Origin of the sequence: Microcoleus sp. B4-C1 (assembly GCF_036705285.1) — a bacterium.
Classification (GTDB): Bacteria; Cyanobacteriota; Cyanobacteriia; order Cyanobacteriales; family Microcoleaceae; genus Microcoleus.
Genome location: NZ_JAUBUC010000135.1, coordinates 1 through 13221, shown reverse-complemented (window position 1 = coordinate 13221; position 13221 = coordinate 1). Strand labels below are relative to the sequence as shown.

General features: G+C 46.6%; 15 protein-coding genes and 1 tRNA gene. 10 read left to right on the top strand and 6 right to left on the bottom strand.

The annotated features are described in order from the left end of the window. Window positions 1-432: 432 nt before the first annotated feature. The 3 genes from QUB26_RS29860 to QUB26_RS29850 all read right to left on the bottom strand — a co-directional run bounded on the left by QUB26_RS29860 (window position 433) and on the right by QUB26_RS29850 (window position 1722). Window positions 433-630, bottom strand: a complete 198-nt coding sequence (locus QUB26_RS29860) for a hypothetical protein (RefSeq protein WP_006632682.1) — start codon at window positions 628-630, stop codon at window positions 433-435. Between the two features lie 196 nt (window positions 631-826). Further along, window positions 827-1243 carry a tetratricopeptide repeat protein gene (locus tag QUB26_RS29855; RefSeq protein WP_333055586.1) on the bottom strand — a complete coding sequence of 139 codons (417 nt, stop codon included), beginning with the start codon at window positions 1241-1243 and terminating at the stop codon, window positions 827-829. A 125-nt stretch (window positions 1244-1368) separates the two neighbouring features. Continuing rightward, on the bottom strand, window positions 1369-1722 hold the full coding sequence (locus QUB26_RS29850) for a HesB/IscA family protein (protein ID WP_006632680.1): 354 nt from the start codon (window positions 1720-1722) through the stop codon (window positions 1369-1371). A 245-nt stretch (window positions 1723-1967) separates the two neighbouring features. Here QUB26_RS29850 and QUB26_RS29845 point away from each other — a divergent pair, with 245 nt between their 5' ends. The 8 genes from QUB26_RS29845 (at window position 1968) to QUB26_RS29810 (ending at window position 9099) form a co-directional block, all read left to right on the top strand. Further along, a complete protein-coding gene (locus QUB26_RS29845; RefSeq protein WP_333055585.1) occupies window positions 1968-3614 on the top strand; it encodes a DUF6930 domain-containing protein in 1647 nt (548 codons plus the stop codon). Window positions 3615-3729: 115 nt separating this feature from the next. Next, complete coding sequence (locus QUB26_RS29840) at window positions 3730-3984, top strand: hypothetical protein (RefSeq protein ID WP_333237672.1); 255 nt, start codon at window positions 3730-3732, stop codon at window positions 3982-3984. A gap of 4 nt (window positions 3985-3988) precedes the next feature. After that, the gene (locus QUB26_RS29835; RefSeq protein ID WP_333237674.1) at window positions 3989-4345 is read left to right on the top strand and encodes a type II toxin-antitoxin system PemK/MazF family toxin; all 357 of its coding nucleotides are present in this window, start codon (window positions 3989-3991) and stop codon (window positions 4343-4345) included. 62 nt (window positions 4346-4407) lie between these two features. Next, the gene (gene zds, locus QUB26_RS29830) at window positions 4408-5844 is read left to right on the top strand and encodes a 9,9'-di-cis-zeta-carotene desaturase (RefSeq protein ID WP_333237676.1); all 1437 of its coding nucleotides are present in this window, start codon (window positions 4408-4410) and stop codon (window positions 5842-5844) included. A gap of 193 nt (window positions 5845-6037) precedes the next feature. Further along, window positions 6038-6484: an SRPBCC family protein gene (locus QUB26_RS29825; protein ID WP_015175311.1), complete on the top strand. Its 447-nt coding sequence runs from the start codon at window positions 6038-6040 to the stop codon at window positions 6482-6484. A 106-nt stretch (window positions 6485-6590) separates the two neighbouring features. Beyond that, a complete protein-coding gene (locus QUB26_RS29820; protein WP_333320916.1) occupies window positions 6591-8666 on the top strand; it encodes a serine/threonine-protein kinase in 2076 nt (691 codons plus the stop codon). A gap of 86 nt (window positions 8667-8752) precedes the next feature. Then, a tRNA-Val gene (locus QUB26_RS29815) sits at window positions 8753-8826 on the top strand. Window positions 8827-8973: 147 nt separating this feature from the next. Then, window positions 8974-9099 (top strand): hypothetical protein, encoded by a 126-nt coding sequence (locus QUB26_RS29810; protein ID WP_333320914.1) that lies wholly within the window; start codon window positions 8974-8976, stop codon window positions 9097-9099. 102 nt (window positions 9100-9201) lie between these two features. Here the strand turns inward: QUB26_RS29810 and QUB26_RS29805 are convergent, their stop codons facing one another. The 3 genes from QUB26_RS29805 to QUB26_RS29795 all read right to left on the bottom strand — a co-directional run bounded on the left by QUB26_RS29805 (window position 9202) and on the right by QUB26_RS29795 (window position 11593). After that, the gene (locus QUB26_RS29805) at window positions 9202-9657 is read right to left on the bottom strand and encodes a hypothetical protein (RefSeq protein WP_333237681.1); all 456 of its coding nucleotides are present in this window, start codon (window positions 9655-9657) and stop codon (window positions 9202-9204) included. Window positions 9658-10425: 768 nt separating this feature from the next. Further along, complete coding sequence (locus QUB26_RS29800; protein ID WP_333291120.1) at window positions 10426-10584, bottom strand: hypothetical protein; 159 nt, start codon at window positions 10582-10584, stop codon at window positions 10426-10428. A 10-nt stretch (window positions 10585-10594) separates the two neighbouring features. Beyond that, window positions 10595-11593 carry a hypothetical protein gene (locus QUB26_RS29795; protein ID WP_333320912.1) on the bottom strand — a complete coding sequence of 333 codons (999 nt, stop codon included), beginning with the start codon at window positions 11591-11593 and terminating at the stop codon, window positions 10595-10597. A gap of 246 nt (window positions 11594-11839) precedes the next feature. On the opposite strand from QUB26_RS29795, the gene QUB26_RS29790 reads away from it, so the two are divergent. Together QUB26_RS29790 and QUB26_RS29785 are read left to right on the top strand one after the other, a co-directional pair. Further along, entirely contained in the window at window positions 11840-12112 is a 273-nt protein-coding gene (locus QUB26_RS29790; RefSeq protein ID WP_333038831.1) for a helix-turn-helix transcriptional regulator, read from the top strand. Window positions 12113-12439: 327 nt separating this feature from the next. Further along, window positions 12440-13030, top strand: a complete 591-nt coding sequence (locus QUB26_RS29785) for a helix-turn-helix transcriptional regulator (protein WP_333237688.1) — start codon at window positions 12440-12442, stop codon at window positions 13028-13030. The last annotated feature ends 191 nt before the right edge of the window (window positions 13031-13221 follow it).

Here is a 13221-nt window from a genome sequence, read left to right as displayed (position 1 = left end):
GCGTCCCGCCCGTCCTATTTGGACGGGCGGGACGCCCATCCCACAAACTTTTGGAAGTTATTTAATTCTCATTCCTAAGCTGTTGCGGTCTTTAAGTTCTGTGTAAAAAAAATCAAAGTCTTGTGGGGAGTAGGGGCCCTAGCGTCCCGCCCGCCCAAAAATACAATCTAGATTCGTAACAGCCTATCCCTTAAATCCCGATTCATATCATGTCCGGTGAATCGATCGTGATTGTTGTAGGGGCGGGTTTACCGTGATATTCAACACAAATCCCAAATCCAATAAACCCGCCCCGACCGGATATTATGGTTGATCGACCGGACATGAGATCACTGCGCGTTGCAGGACTTTTTTCTTACTAAAAAAGATGCTGCCCTCCATGGAGGGCAGCTACTCAAATAAAGCATCTTAAAGTCTCTCACAACTTCAGAATTAACCTTCAGACATTCCTGATTTATTGGGCAATTGCAAATCATCCGGGTCTACGTAGTGACAAACTGCTTTGTCCATGCAAATCAAGGCCCAACCGGATTTATCGATGCTCATCAACTTGTAAGAAGCTGGCTGAATAAAGAAACCTTTGTGGTTGCGGGTTGCGGGTTTGATGTTAACGTGGCTGTCAGTGCTCATGTTTTTACAACTCCTAGTATTATCGTAGTAAAATCTGAAAACCGCTGAGCGGGTTTGTCAATCGTCTAAGTCTTCAAATACTAGCACTGACTTTCTGAGTTTTCCATAAAGTTATTTATTGATTTATTACGATGTCGTAATAAACCGCAAAGCCACTTTCGTCGATCCCCGCACCCAAATAGACTTGTTTGCGCGGTTACGGCTCCAGAAGCCACTGTTTAACGCGGGCGAGACTCTTCCAGTCGGGTTTTCTACTTAATCCTTCTTCAAAATTTTTTTTAACTTCGTCGAGTAACTCTTCGGAAGCCATCAGAAGTTGCTGAGCCACTTCTACGTGGGGACGCACTCCTTTCTCTTTGAGATCGAGGATCGCTACTGCTAGGTTGATGCGAGCTTGGGGGTCATGAGGGTTCAATTTAACGGCTGTTTTCGCTGCTTTTTGAGCCGAAGATGGTTTATTTTCCAACAGGTAGAGCCACGCGAGGCTAGCCCAAGCATTGCCATTTTTGGGAGCTTTTTCGCACACTTCTTTAAACACGGGGATCAGATTAGCCGGGGCTTCGCCAGCTTGGTAGCGATCGAAACCGTCTTTAAACAATTCTTCAGGGGTCATTCGATTTTAGATTTTGGATTTGAGATTTTAGATTGGAAAGAGCATTGGGTGCGGGACGCAGCAAGGCAGTCCGAGGCATTCTCAGCAATGAGTAATTACCAATCCCCAATGCCCTATTTTCCAATTTATGTAGAAAATGAACTGCCACAACCGCAAGTTTGAGTTGCGTTGGGGTTAGTAAACTGAAAACCGCCCCCGATCATAGCATCGCTGAAGTCGAGAACCAAACCGTAGAGATAAAGAATGCTCTTGCGATCGCAAACTACCTGAAAACCATCGTAGTCGAACACTTCATCGTCGGATTTCACAGTGCTGGGGTCTGCGAAATCCATGACGTAAGACATACCAGAGCAGCCGCCCTGGCGCACCCCTACCCGCAAGCAGAGGTCTTTACCTTGTTTCTCTCTCAGAGCTAAAACTTGACGGACAGCAGAGTCTGTCATTTGAATGCCGCGCTTTTCAGAAATGGCTTGAGTCATAATTTGCCGAACTCCTGAGATTGTCTAATGCTAAGAGTGTAATCTTATCCCTCCATTGTACAGGCATTCGCCAGAAGGCATAAGGTTAGATGCTGAAGGCCGAATTTTTAGCTTCTAATTTTTAATTCCCGTGAGGCCTCGTTCCCCAGCTCGATGTCCTCTCCCCCTATAGGGTTTATGATTGATAAGCAGCGGTTGACCGGCTACCGGCACCGCAACAATGCTTCACCCAACGGGCTTACTCTATGGCAGCGCTGAATCGCACTACTCTTCGTCGGCTACAAAACTTACCTCAAATTCCCAGCGTGTGGGAGGGCGATCGCCGACCCTTATCTAATGCTGACTCACACATGATGCTAGATGACGATGACGTTCTAGAAGCTGGTGGCGAGTGCATTCTCTGGGTCGATGGCTCCGAAGGAGTCGTGAGGGCTATGGACATGGTAGGCCCAGATGCCGGCCCAGAGGCGCTCGTCCGGGCCCTGCTACGGGCAATGGAACATCCCCAAAGTCCGGCTCCCGCAGTCCGCCCCCAAAAAATAGTAGTCAAAAACCGAGAAATTCAATTTTATCTGCGGGGCGTACTTCAAGATTTAGGCATTTCCATTGACTACGTGCCGGAATTGCCCCTAATTGACGAAATATTTCGCGGCATGGAAGAGGTCGCCATCAACAGACCTCCTGAGTTGCCACCTCAGTATGCTGAAGTTTTAATGGAAAAAGCTGCTCAAATTTGGCAAGACGCTCCGTGGCGGACTTTGAGGGAACACCAAATTATATCTATTGAAATCAATCAGTGGGATGTCGCCAGCCTCTACGTGTCCGTATTGGGGCAAGGCAGAATGGATTACGGAGTTTTACTGTACCGTTCTCTAGAATCCTTGAAGCGGTTTCGAGAACGAGTCGTCAACGATGAATCTTTTGAAGATTTAGAACAGGCTTTTTTAGGGCAAGACTGTTTGTTTGTTACCTTTGAAAGTGCAGCAGATATTGATGAGGACGACGAGGACGAAATTGATTTAGCCGATTTGCCTCCCTCGGAAATTGAACCAAATTTCGGCAACCTACATCCTTTAGAAGGATTGCGATCGATCCTTTACGAAGAAGAAGCCCTCACGATGTTAGTTGCTCTCGAAGCATTTCATCGCTTTTTCCGCAACGGCCGCCGGAAATTGGGCTCAGACACTTTTCCCACTCTTAGCAGCCGCTACCGCATCCCTGTTCCGCAGCCTGACGGAGAAATTCAACAGGTATCCGTTAAAGTTTCCACGATGCCCGATGTATCAGACGAATTATTACAGATGCTCGGTGATGACGATGATGACGATGATGACGATGATGAATTTGACAAGCCACTGCTGCGGGACGATTTAGTACCGCAAAATTCATTTTTGAGTCTCGGTGCCGTACCTTGGGAAACGGTAGATTTCCTGCGCCAAAGTGTCCAGTTTCACCAAGGTGCAGAAGTTGATATTAATACCGCCGGAGATGGTTTGCCGGTGGTGATGATCCAAACTTCTCATCCGAAGGCAAAAACTATGATTCAGGATTTGAAAGAAGCTGGAGGTGTGAAGGGGATTGGTTTTAATCCGGGCGAAAATCCTTTTCAGGATGAGCAATTCGACTTGGGTATTTTGCAAACTAAAAATGGGGAGCTGTATTTGTTTGGGGAGTTTAATGAAGACGATCCGGTGCATCAGGAAGCTCGCAAGAAATGGGACCGTCGCTGTAAATTAACCAATGGTTGGTGCGGTTTGATTATTGCTAAAGGGTTGATGGGTGCTTCTCGCGGTCAGCCTCAGTTTAAGGATATGATCGCTTTGCTTGAGGTTCGCTGGGTGTCTGCTAAAGAGTTGGGAATTGGGCCACTTCAGTTAATGCCGATGTTTTGAAAGAATAAAGAAGCAGGAAGAAGGAAGAAGGAAGAAGGAAGAAAGAATATGTAAAAGTAATTTGTAAGGTGCGCCCCAGCGCACCCTAGGTTTTAAATTATAAAGGAAAATGATTATGTCAAATTCTACTCAAAAGCGAGAAGTGTTAGTCGCCCTTGATGCTGAATTCGCGGAGAAAATAGACCAGCTTACTGATGATTGGACGGAAGCTATCGAACAAGCTCTCCGTCTCTGGTACGCTAAGCAAATAGAAGATAAGTTGCGGAAGTTTTATCCAAACCGCAGCCAAGAAGATATTGAGTTTGAGGAAGAATGGGCAACATTTGCTCAGGAACAAATGGAAGAAATTTTAATAGAGGAAGGTCTTTGATACAATGACAGAAGCTTATCCGCGACAAGGCGAAGTTTATCTTGTTAGAGCTTTGCGAACGATCGGAGATACCAAAAAGCGTCCTGTTGCTGTCGTTTCCATAGATAGCCGGAATGAATTGAGCCGTACTGTACTGATTGTCCCTTTTACTAGCGATTTGAGAGGAGGCGAAACTCCGACTCGGGTTTTGATTCCGGCTGGTGAAGGAGGGTTAGAATCTGACTCGCTGGCTGTCTGCGAGCAAATTATAACTGTCCAAAAGACTTATCTGGAACAAGGCGCTTACGGTCAACTTAGTGCCGATGTCCTAGCCAGAATTCAGAGGGCTGTACAAGTGTCGATCGGCATTTACGAACTTTAATAATATTTCTAATATTCTAAATTTTGTTACAATTTGTAAAAATACTGTAAAGGATAGGTAAAATGCGGGTTGCGATCGCAGGTGCGGGACTGGCTGGAATGACCACAGCAGTCGATTTAGTGGAAGCCGGCCACGAAGTAGAAATTTTTGAATCCCGCCCCTTTGTCGGCGGCAAAGTTGGCAGTTGGGTAGATCCCGACGGCAATCACGTTGAAATGGGTTTGCACGTCTTCTTCGGCTGCTATTATAACTTATTTGCCCTGATGAAAAAAGTGGGAGCTTTTGACGATTTGCTCCTCAAAGAACACGTCCACACTTTTATCAATCGAGGCGGCGAAACTGGTTCTTTGGATTTTCGCTTTCCCGTGGGTGCTCCTTTGCACGGATTGAAGGCATTTTTTACTACATCCCAGCTATCCGTACAAGACAAAATTCAAAATGCGATCGCCCTAGGAACTAGCCCGATCGTCCGAGGTCTGATAGACTTTGAAGGAGCGATGAAAACTATCCGCGATTTGGATAAAATTAGCTTTGCTGACTGGTTCCGCAGTCAAGGTGGCAACCAAAACTCGCTCAAAAGAATGTGGAATCCGATCGCCTACGCACTGGGTTTTATCGACACTGAAAATATTTCAGCCCGGTGTATGTTGACAATATTTCAATTCTTTGCATCGAAAACCGAAGCCTCTGTCATGCGGATGCTAGCTGGTTCTCCCAACGAATATTTGCACAAACCAATTGTGGAATATTTGGAAAAGAAAGGAGCAAAAATTTACACGCGGCGCAGAGTCCGAGAAATTCAGTTTGAAGAAGGTGCAGAAACCCGCGTCACAGGCTTGGCAGTAGCTAACGGCGAAACTGAAGAAACTATTACCGCTGATGCTTATCTTTTTGCATTAGACGTACCAGGAATTCAGAAAATATTGCCCCCAGCTTGGCGCAAATGGTCAGAATTTGACAACATTTATAAATTAGATGCTGTGCCGGTTGCTACAGTGCAATTGCGGTTCGACGGTTGGGTAACGGAATTGGAAGACGAAGCCAAGCGCAAACAGTTGAGCCACGCTGTCGGCATCGATAATTTGCTATATTCAGCAGATGCAGATTTTTCCTGTTTTGCTGATTTGGCGCTAACAAGTCCCAAGGATTATTATAAGGAAGGACAAGGTTCTCTGTTGCAGTTGGTGTTGACTCCGGGAGATCCGTTTATTAAACAAAGCAATGAGGCGATCGCCCAACACGTACTTAAGCAAGTTCAGGATTTATTTCCCTCAGCGCGGGAATTAAACATGACTTGGTACAGTGTAGTGAAGCTCGCTCAATCTTTGTATCGGGAAGCACCGGGAATGGATGTTTTCCGCCCTGCTCAAAAAACACCGATCGCCAATTTCTTTCTAGCAGGAAGTTACACTCAGCAAGACTACATTGATAGTATGGAAGGAGCGACACTTTCAGGCCATCAAGCCGCTAAGGCAATTCTCGAAGCTTACAGTCATTAGTCCTTAGTCTTCTATCGTTTTCTCTCGTTCCCAGGCAGAGCCTGGGAAGGGCGATCAGGAGGCTCTGCCTCCAGTATTCGAGAGGAAAAGTGAGGCGGAGCCTCTGGATCTGCGTTACCAGGCAGAGCCTGGTAACAAGAAAAAAAGAAACAATTCTTCAATCTAAAATCTAAAATCTAAAATCTAAAATCCCATGACTGATTGGTTAGAACACAGTGTCCAAGTAGAAGTGGCAATTCCCATCGAATTAGCGTGGCAACTCTGGTCAGATTTAGAGCAAATGCCGCGCTGGATGAAGTGGATAGAATCTGTTCATGTTCTCGAAGAAGATCCAGAGTTGTCTCGCTGGAAACTCGCAACTGGCGGGTTAGAATTTAGCTGGCTTTCTCGGATTCTCAAATTAGTGCCGAATCAGATAATTCAGTGGGAATCGGTAGACGGCTTACCAAATCGAGGTGCCGTAAGATTTTACGATCGCAAAGACAGCAGTATCGTCAAGCTGACAGTGGCTTACGGAATTCCCGGCTGGCTGGGAAAATTGATGGATAACCTATTTCTGGGCCGCGTGGTTGAATCGACAATTCAGGCTGACTTGGAAAGGTTTAAAGAGTATGCTCTGAAAGTAAAAGCCACATCTTAAATTCTGAGGACTAAAGTCCTTTGGTTTTTAATTGTAACGCGAGAGTCGATCGCGCTTGGGCGTCAGTATCATAGAGATGTGCTGCTGATTCCTTCTCGGTTTAGTTATGAGTTATTGCCTAAACCCCGCCTGTCAAAACCCGCAAAATGCCGATCGTACCCAATTCTGCCTGAATTGCGGCTCCAAACTGTTGCTGAGAGAGCGTTACCGCGCCATCAAACCCCTGGGGCGCGGCGGTTTTGGTCGCACTTTTTTAGCAATAGACCAAGACAAACCCTCAAAGCCCCGTTGTGCAATTAAACAGTTTTTCCCTCTATCTCAAGGTACCAGCAGCAGCGAGAAAGCAGCAGAATTATTCAACCGAGAAGCGGTGCGGCTGGACGAATTGGGGAAACACCCGCAAATTCCCGAACTGCTGGCGCACTTTCAGCAGGAACGCTATCAGTATTTGGTACAGGAATTTATAGAAGGTCAGAATTTACAGGAAGAGTTGGCGCGGACTGGGCCTTTCAGCGAAAGTAAAATTCTCAGTCTGCTGAAGGATTTATTGCCAGTATTGCAGTTCGTGCACGATCGCAGTGTAATTCACCGAGATATTAAACCCCCCAATATTATCCGCCGCCGCCTTTCTCAAACTTCCATCATTTATACTTACCCAACATTAACTGGGGAATTAGTTTTAGTTGATTTTGGCGCTGCAAAACTTGTGGAGGGTTTGAGAGAAACCGGTACAGTCATCGGTTCTCCCGAATTCGTGGCGCCGGAACAAATTAGAGGTCAAGCGGTTTATGCCAGCGATTTGTACAGTTTGGGAGTAACTTGCATTTATTTGCTGACTCAAATATCTCCTTTTGATTTGTTCGATATCAATCAAGATGCTTGGGTTTGGCGAGACTTTTTGAAGGTTCCAATTGATCCGAAATTAAGTCGCATCCTCGACAAAATGATCGAATCGAGTCTCAGTCGGCGCTACAAATCTGTAGCTGAGGTATTGAAAGATTTGCAGCCTCCGCAGTCGGCGGGGGCGGGCACGGGGGCATCGCCCCTACCAGCGCCTAAAATTTCCGTGCCGCAGAGGACGGCTGTGGTGCAGAATGCAGTGCCGCCAACGGTTGCAGGCACCATTTTACCTGTGCCGCCGATGCAGCGGGTTGTGCCCGCACGCGCGCCTACTTGGAGGTGTGTTCATACTCTGGTAGGGCATTCTAGTGCTGTTACGTCGGTAGCTTTCAGTCCTGATGGCGCGACTTTAGCTAGCGGCAGTGAGGACAAGACGATTGAGATGTGGAAGTTGGAGACTGGTAGGCGGTGGTACACTCTCACGGGTCATTCTGACTGGGTGACTTGTGTGGCGTTTAGTCCTGATGGCGCGACTTTGGCTAGTGGCGGCCGGGACAAAATGATTCATATTTGGGATTTGAATAAGGGTAAGTGGTGGTACGCTTTGGCTGGTCATTCTGACAGGGTTTCTGCTGTGGCGTTTAGTCGGGATGGTCAGGTTTTGGCTAGCGGCAGTCGGGACAAAACTGTGCAGTTGTGGAATTTGAATAAGGGAAGGCGGATGTCGGCTTTGACTGGTCACGCTGGCGGGGTGGAGGCGGTGGCTTTTAGTTCTGGCGGGGAGTTTTTGGCTAGCGGCAGCCGGGACAAGACTGTGCAGTTGTGGGATTGGCAAAAGGGTCGATCGATTTGTACTCTGGCGGAGCACGGGGATTGGGTGCGGGCGATCGTTTTTGCGACCCCCCCCAGCCCCCCCTTGGTAAGGGGGGGAGTAGGAGAGGGATTGACTTCCTCTGTGTCCCCTGCCGGTCAGACCCCCCCCAGCCCCCCCTTGGTAAGGGGGGGAGTAGGAGAAGGATTGATTTTGGGGACGGGGAGTCGGGACGGTACTGCGAAGCTGTGGCGGGTGGATGCACAGGGGCGAGGGACGCTGTTGCGGAGTATGAGGGACAATTCTGGGGATGTTTTGTGTGTGGCGTTGAGTCCCGATGGTCGGGTTTTGGCGACGGGGAGTCGGGATGGGACGATTTATTTGTGGGATGCGGGTACGGGGGGTTTGCTGGAAATTCTGACGGGCCACGGGGAGGAGGTTTTGTCGGTGGCGTTTAGTGCTGATGGGGGGAGTTTGGCTAGCGGTGCGGGCGATCGAACTGTGAAGATTTGGCGGGGGATTGGGCATTAGGGGCGATGTCAAGAGTGCCTGCTTAAAAAATTTCATATTTATGCTTGACAGGCGATCGAATGTTCTGCTACATTAGGAATTCGTGAGGACGCATAGCTCAGTTGGTTAGAGCACTACGTTGACATCGTAGGGGTCACTGGTTCGAGTCCAGTTGTGTCCATGAATTTAAATCATTTATAAATCAAGGGTTATAGGTTTTCGAGCTCACTAAGAGTTCTGTTTTCCGCTGATCTTTGGCTCAGTTCCACAGGAACGGTGACAGAATAAGTCAAGGTCAGCCATTCTGTAAAATAAGGGAAAAAATCAAATGGCTTACAGTGATTTGACTTTAGACAAAGTGCATAAAGCTTTTGGTTTGACTATTTCACAAGACGTGGTAGTAGTGCCCGCCCACCAGCATCTTTCGGAAGACGGCACCGCGCCGTGTCCTTAGCGGAATAGCTGGATTAGAGACTCTGGAAGCGCCAATCCAATAATCCGAGTTTTGGGTACAACTCTACGGCGCTTTTAAAATGATTAAATTATTCACCAAAACTTAATTTGGTGGCAATCCGAAATCTTCAGGACCGTAAAGTCCCGCCGGCATTCTTCCTAAAAGGAAATCAATCTGATCCTGAGTCATCGACTCATTAAAGAGGCAGGCTCTTTTTGTTGTTGTGTTCCCGGCTTCATTAAACAGCATTCCACCCGGATGAGAATAGATTCGCATTGTTCGAGTTTCGCCGATAGCCACTTTTCCTCTATCCTTTTCTGCTACCCAGCCCAAGGGGAAAAAACCGATATTTTTTGTGCTGTCGGGGTAGCGCATATCGATCGCTAATTCCTGTCGTGCAGCTTGTTTGCCAGCAGCGGGTTTCTCTCGCATCACAACCCGAACCTGCACAGTTTGTCCTTTCCATTCCCCGCGACTCCAAACGTTGGGTTCTTGTTTGTGTACGTTGTAAACATCGAAATAAGCGATCGTTCCGGGATTTTTCCTGATTTCTGTCATGATTTCCTCCGCCAATAAATTGAACGCGATCGAACCAGTGCTTAATTCGCCTTAACCTTTGCTATAAGCAGCTCTCCACTAAGCAAAAGCCCATAATTTTTAGGGGTTTTGGTCACGCAATCAAAGCTTTTCAGATTAAAATACTTAAGCTTAGATAAAATATCTTGGCAATAACCAAGGATTTTCCATGCGTCAATAATGCTTGCATGAGCCGACATAAGTCGGCGTTCTACGCTTCCATTTCGTGCAATTCCTCGCGGAGACAGCATGAGTATCGCTGGAAGTAGAAGCAGGGATAAAACATCCCATATTAAGGATGTTACCGTAATTATGGTCAAGCTTTTTTCGGCGGATAGCTTCTCCCATCAAATCCTCGTCTTCGTTCGATGGCTATTAACTAACCATACCATAAATTGGACGCGCATGAGTACGATCGCAGCCTGAAACTGTTGCTACACTCCTCGCGATCGCACCCAGCCCCTGACTCAGTGCAACTGACAGCCCTGACTTGCTACAATCCAGCTAAAAAAAGGGATTGCTGCGACAACTCCCGCCACCATAGAGAAATAACTCGATTACCGAAGCGTTAAAACATAAAACAGCGAACACTTACGAATTTAGAAGCATTACTCTATCGCCTAAATCTTGGACTCAGACACCAAGCCTAACTGATGTCGATCGCCCCCTACATCCCCACATCATCTCAAATCCGATCGCCCACCAGCCCCTTCCGGGACACGGCTGTGATGCCGTGTCCTTACCCGTAACTTATCGGCGACAGCCTTGGGCGATCGCCCTTAACACCGCTAGCCGCACTTCTGGATGAGATTTCTCAAGCCCGTTCGCCCGAAAAACCCAGTGTCCGCCGCCCGCGTGCTCGATCGCAATTTTCTGACCGTCAGGCAAAACTATTTGCCACCAATTCAACACACTGGCTTTAATAAGGTGGCACTGAATTTCGTTCAGTTGAGCCTCCATTAATTTCAGTTGACGCATGATAGGATTTTGGGCAGATGACTTCATGATTTTTCTCATTAAATGAATTCGACTGTTTCTCGGCTTTGATTTCAGTTTGCCGATTTTTGAACTTAACTTCACCTTCCGAAGTTTTCGCCTTAACTTCCCTTTCCGAAGTTTTCGCCTTCACTTCCCTTTTACCACCTTTAGGCTCAACTTTGACTCCAAAACCTTTAGACTTAACTTTTCTTGGGGCAGAAGTTGAAGTCGGTTCCGTGGTCGGCTTCTTAAACTCCGCGTCTAATTGGTCTAAAATCTCCTCTTGTTCGGGAGTATGTTCCGCTGGCTGGTCTGAATTTCTGGGATTGTATTCGTCAACCAACCTGGCCAAAAATTCCGAAATTGACAGTCCGGCTGCGGCTGCTTTTTTCGTTAAAATGGCGTAGGTGTCGGTTTTAATCCGAATTTGTTTGAGCCGCAGGTTGGGATTGTTGTCAACGGTTTCAGCAATAGTTACTGCCGTAATCCTTTCTTTGGGTATGACATCGACAACTTCTTGCCACTTTTCCTGTAAAGGACTGTCGCCATATTGGTCGGTGATTGCGTGTTTGAACAAAGGGACAACTTGAGCAACGCAGCTAGGCAAAATCTCAAATCCTGCTTTAATTAAGCGCAGGCAAATACTCGCAGCTTTGATAATTTGTGTGCAGTAAAAATACTGCCGACCTAATGCTTGTTCGCAGTAACTTTTAAAAGTTTTGAACTTGTCTTTGTACAATCGCAGCTTTCGGATGGCGTCCAGCATGATTCCTTGACGCACGTAGTCTAGGAATCCCCTTTTAATTTCGCCTGTGAGGTAATCTAAATCGTGAAAGGGAGATTGATTCTGGATTTCTTCTTCAAAGTCTAGCAGCGGGCCTGCAAAGTGAAAGTTGGAGGCGACATCGCCTAGGTAGAAGTTGTCAATTGATGTGGACATGATCTGGAATGGTTCGAGAAAGGGCACGATAGCACGGAAGTTGTGCGATCGCAAAGGAGAAGTTTTGGCCTGGATCTTTGATACAATTTTGAGTTGGACTGTCTTGTGAGGTCGATCGACCTTTTACATGGCATCACCTCAAGACGGTTATTCAAAACTGCAGGTTTTGGCTGTTCGGCCTGACCGACCAGCTTTTGTTCTGTCACTTGTGTCTCATTATGAGATGTCGATTTAAATTTGTCAAGTATGACATCTCAATTTGAGATTTATGTTACAATGTCATCAAGAAAAGAACGAAGACAGGAGGGCAATTCACCATTGGAAGCCCTAAGAATCAACAAAACAGACTTATCACAAGATGAGTTTGCTTTTAGATGCGGGATTCCCCGGGCCACGTATCATAGATGGATATCTGGAGCCACAGAACCAAAATTTTCTCTCTTTCAGTTGAAAGCTATTTGCCGAGAACTAAAAATAGAAAAAATAGATGAACTTCCAGAGAGCTTTGGGCCGAATTAGCAATTAAATTAAACCAACAGTTAAAAAATTATTACTGCTGATACAATTTTGAGTTGGGCTGTCCTGTGAGGTCGATCGACCTTTTACATGGCATCACCTCCTCGGCGTTGAGAAAAAAGGGGCTTGAGGTATGCGCCCTTGCCCCGAAAATACGATTGGGTATGCAGGCACAATTGATAGACGCTACAAATAAGGCAGTTCTTCAAACCTGCATTTTGACCTTGGAGGCTCGCCCGGTTGCCTTTGTTTTGCCTATCTACTAGCAGAATAGTGCCAGATTCCATTTTTGTCAAGCACTATTTTGCTAGCAATTAACTGCTACAATTGATGGAAGCTAAAGATCAAGAAACCATAACCTTGAAAAACCTTAGAGAAAGTGCAAATTTGACCCAACCTGAACTTAGTCGTCGAATGGGGGTAGGAATTCGCATTATTGGCGATTGGGAACGAGGAGAATCCATTCCTCGCTTCGATCGCGTAATTGCTCTGGCGCGCGAGCTAGGCGTACCTCTAAAAACACTTGCTAGATGTATGGGATTAGACGTAGCCAAAATTCCCGATGACCTACAAGCATTAAGTGTACTTCATCTTTCGGGGGAGTTCAAGAAGCTAGAACTCGTGAAACAATCTTCATGTGTTGTGGCAGAAAATTCGCAAGAAAAGGACAAGTCTCCATTAAGGCTTCTCAGAGAACAAGCTGGGCTAACCCGCCCTCAAGTCAAACAACATATCGGCGTTTCTGAGCGGATGCAAGCTGACTGGGAATCAGGAAAGTCCATGCCAACTGTTGAAAACGTAGCTGCACTGGCTAACCTGTACCAGGTTTCTCTAAAAACTATGTTTGAGCTTTTAGGATTAGATGTAACCAAAATTCCCGATGACTTACCAAGTCGTGAGCCCTCATCGAACGACAACTAACAAGCACAGCTAAATCATGGTGTTGACATTTGATACAATTTTGAGTCAGGCTGTGAGGTCGATCGACCTTTTACATAGCACCACCTCCTCGGCGTTGAGAAAAAAGGGGCTTGAGGTATTATAAAACTTCATTAAGTTTATAAGCAGTAGTAAGCAAGAATGATAATATGTAGTCAGGAGGTTAACAATGA

What these genes read in the sequence shown, in the direction of transcription:
- QUB26_RS29785 (WP_333237688.1), top strand. Translation starts at nt 12,440, where the DNA reads ATGGAAGCTAAAGATCAAGAAACCATAACCTTGAAAAACCTTAGAGAA.
- QUB26_RS29790 (WP_333038831.1), top strand. Translation starts at nt 11,840, where the DNA reads ATGACATCTCAATTTGAGATTTATGTTACAATGTCATCAAGAAAAGAA.
- zds (WP_333237676.1), top strand. Translation starts at nt 4,408, where the DNA reads ATGCGGGTTGCGATCGCAGGTGCGGGACTGGCTGGAATGACCACAGCA.
- QUB26_RS29845 (WP_333055585.1), top strand. Translation starts at nt 1,968, where the DNA reads ATGGCAGCGCTGAATCGCACTACTCTTCGTCGGCTACAAAACTTACCT.
- QUB26_RS29805 (WP_333237681.1), bottom strand. Translation starts at nt 9,657, where the DNA reads ATGACAGAAATCAGGAAAAATCCCGGAACGATCGCTTATTTCGATGTT.
- QUB26_RS29825 (WP_015175311.1), top strand. Translation starts at nt 6,038, where the DNA reads ATGACTGATTGGTTAGAACACAGTGTCCAAGTAGAAGTGGCAATTCCC.
- QUB26_RS29850 (WP_006632680.1), bottom strand. Translation starts at nt 1,722, where the DNA reads ATGACTCAAGCCATTTCTGAAAAGCGCGGCATTCAAATGACAGACTCT.
- QUB26_RS29840 (WP_333237672.1), top strand. Translation starts at nt 3,730, where the DNA reads ATGTCAAATTCTACTCAAAAGCGAGAAGTGTTAGTCGCCCTTGATGCT.
- QUB26_RS29820 (WP_333320916.1), top strand. Translation starts at nt 6,591, where the DNA reads ATGAGTTATTGCCTAAACCCCGCCTGTCAAAACCCGCAAAATGCCGAT.
- QUB26_RS29795 (WP_333320912.1), bottom strand. Translation starts at nt 11,593, where the DNA reads ATGTCCACATCAATTGACAACTTCTACCTAGGCGATGTCGCCTCCAAC.
- QUB26_RS29835 (WP_333237674.1), top strand. Translation starts at nt 3,989, where the DNA reads ATGACAGAAGCTTATCCGCGACAAGGCGAAGTTTATCTTGTTAGAGCT.
- QUB26_RS29860 (WP_006632682.1), bottom strand. Translation starts at nt 630, where the DNA reads ATGAGCACTGACAGCCACGTTAACATCAAACCCGCAACCCGCAACCAC.
- QUB26_RS29855 (WP_333055586.1), bottom strand. Translation starts at nt 1,243, where the DNA reads ATGACCCCTGAAGAATTGTTTAAAGACGGTTTCGATCGCTACCAAGCT.
- QUB26_RS29810 (WP_333320914.1), top strand. Translation starts at nt 8,974, where the DNA reads ATGGCTTACAGTGATTTGACTTTAGACAAAGTGCATAAAGCTTTTGGT.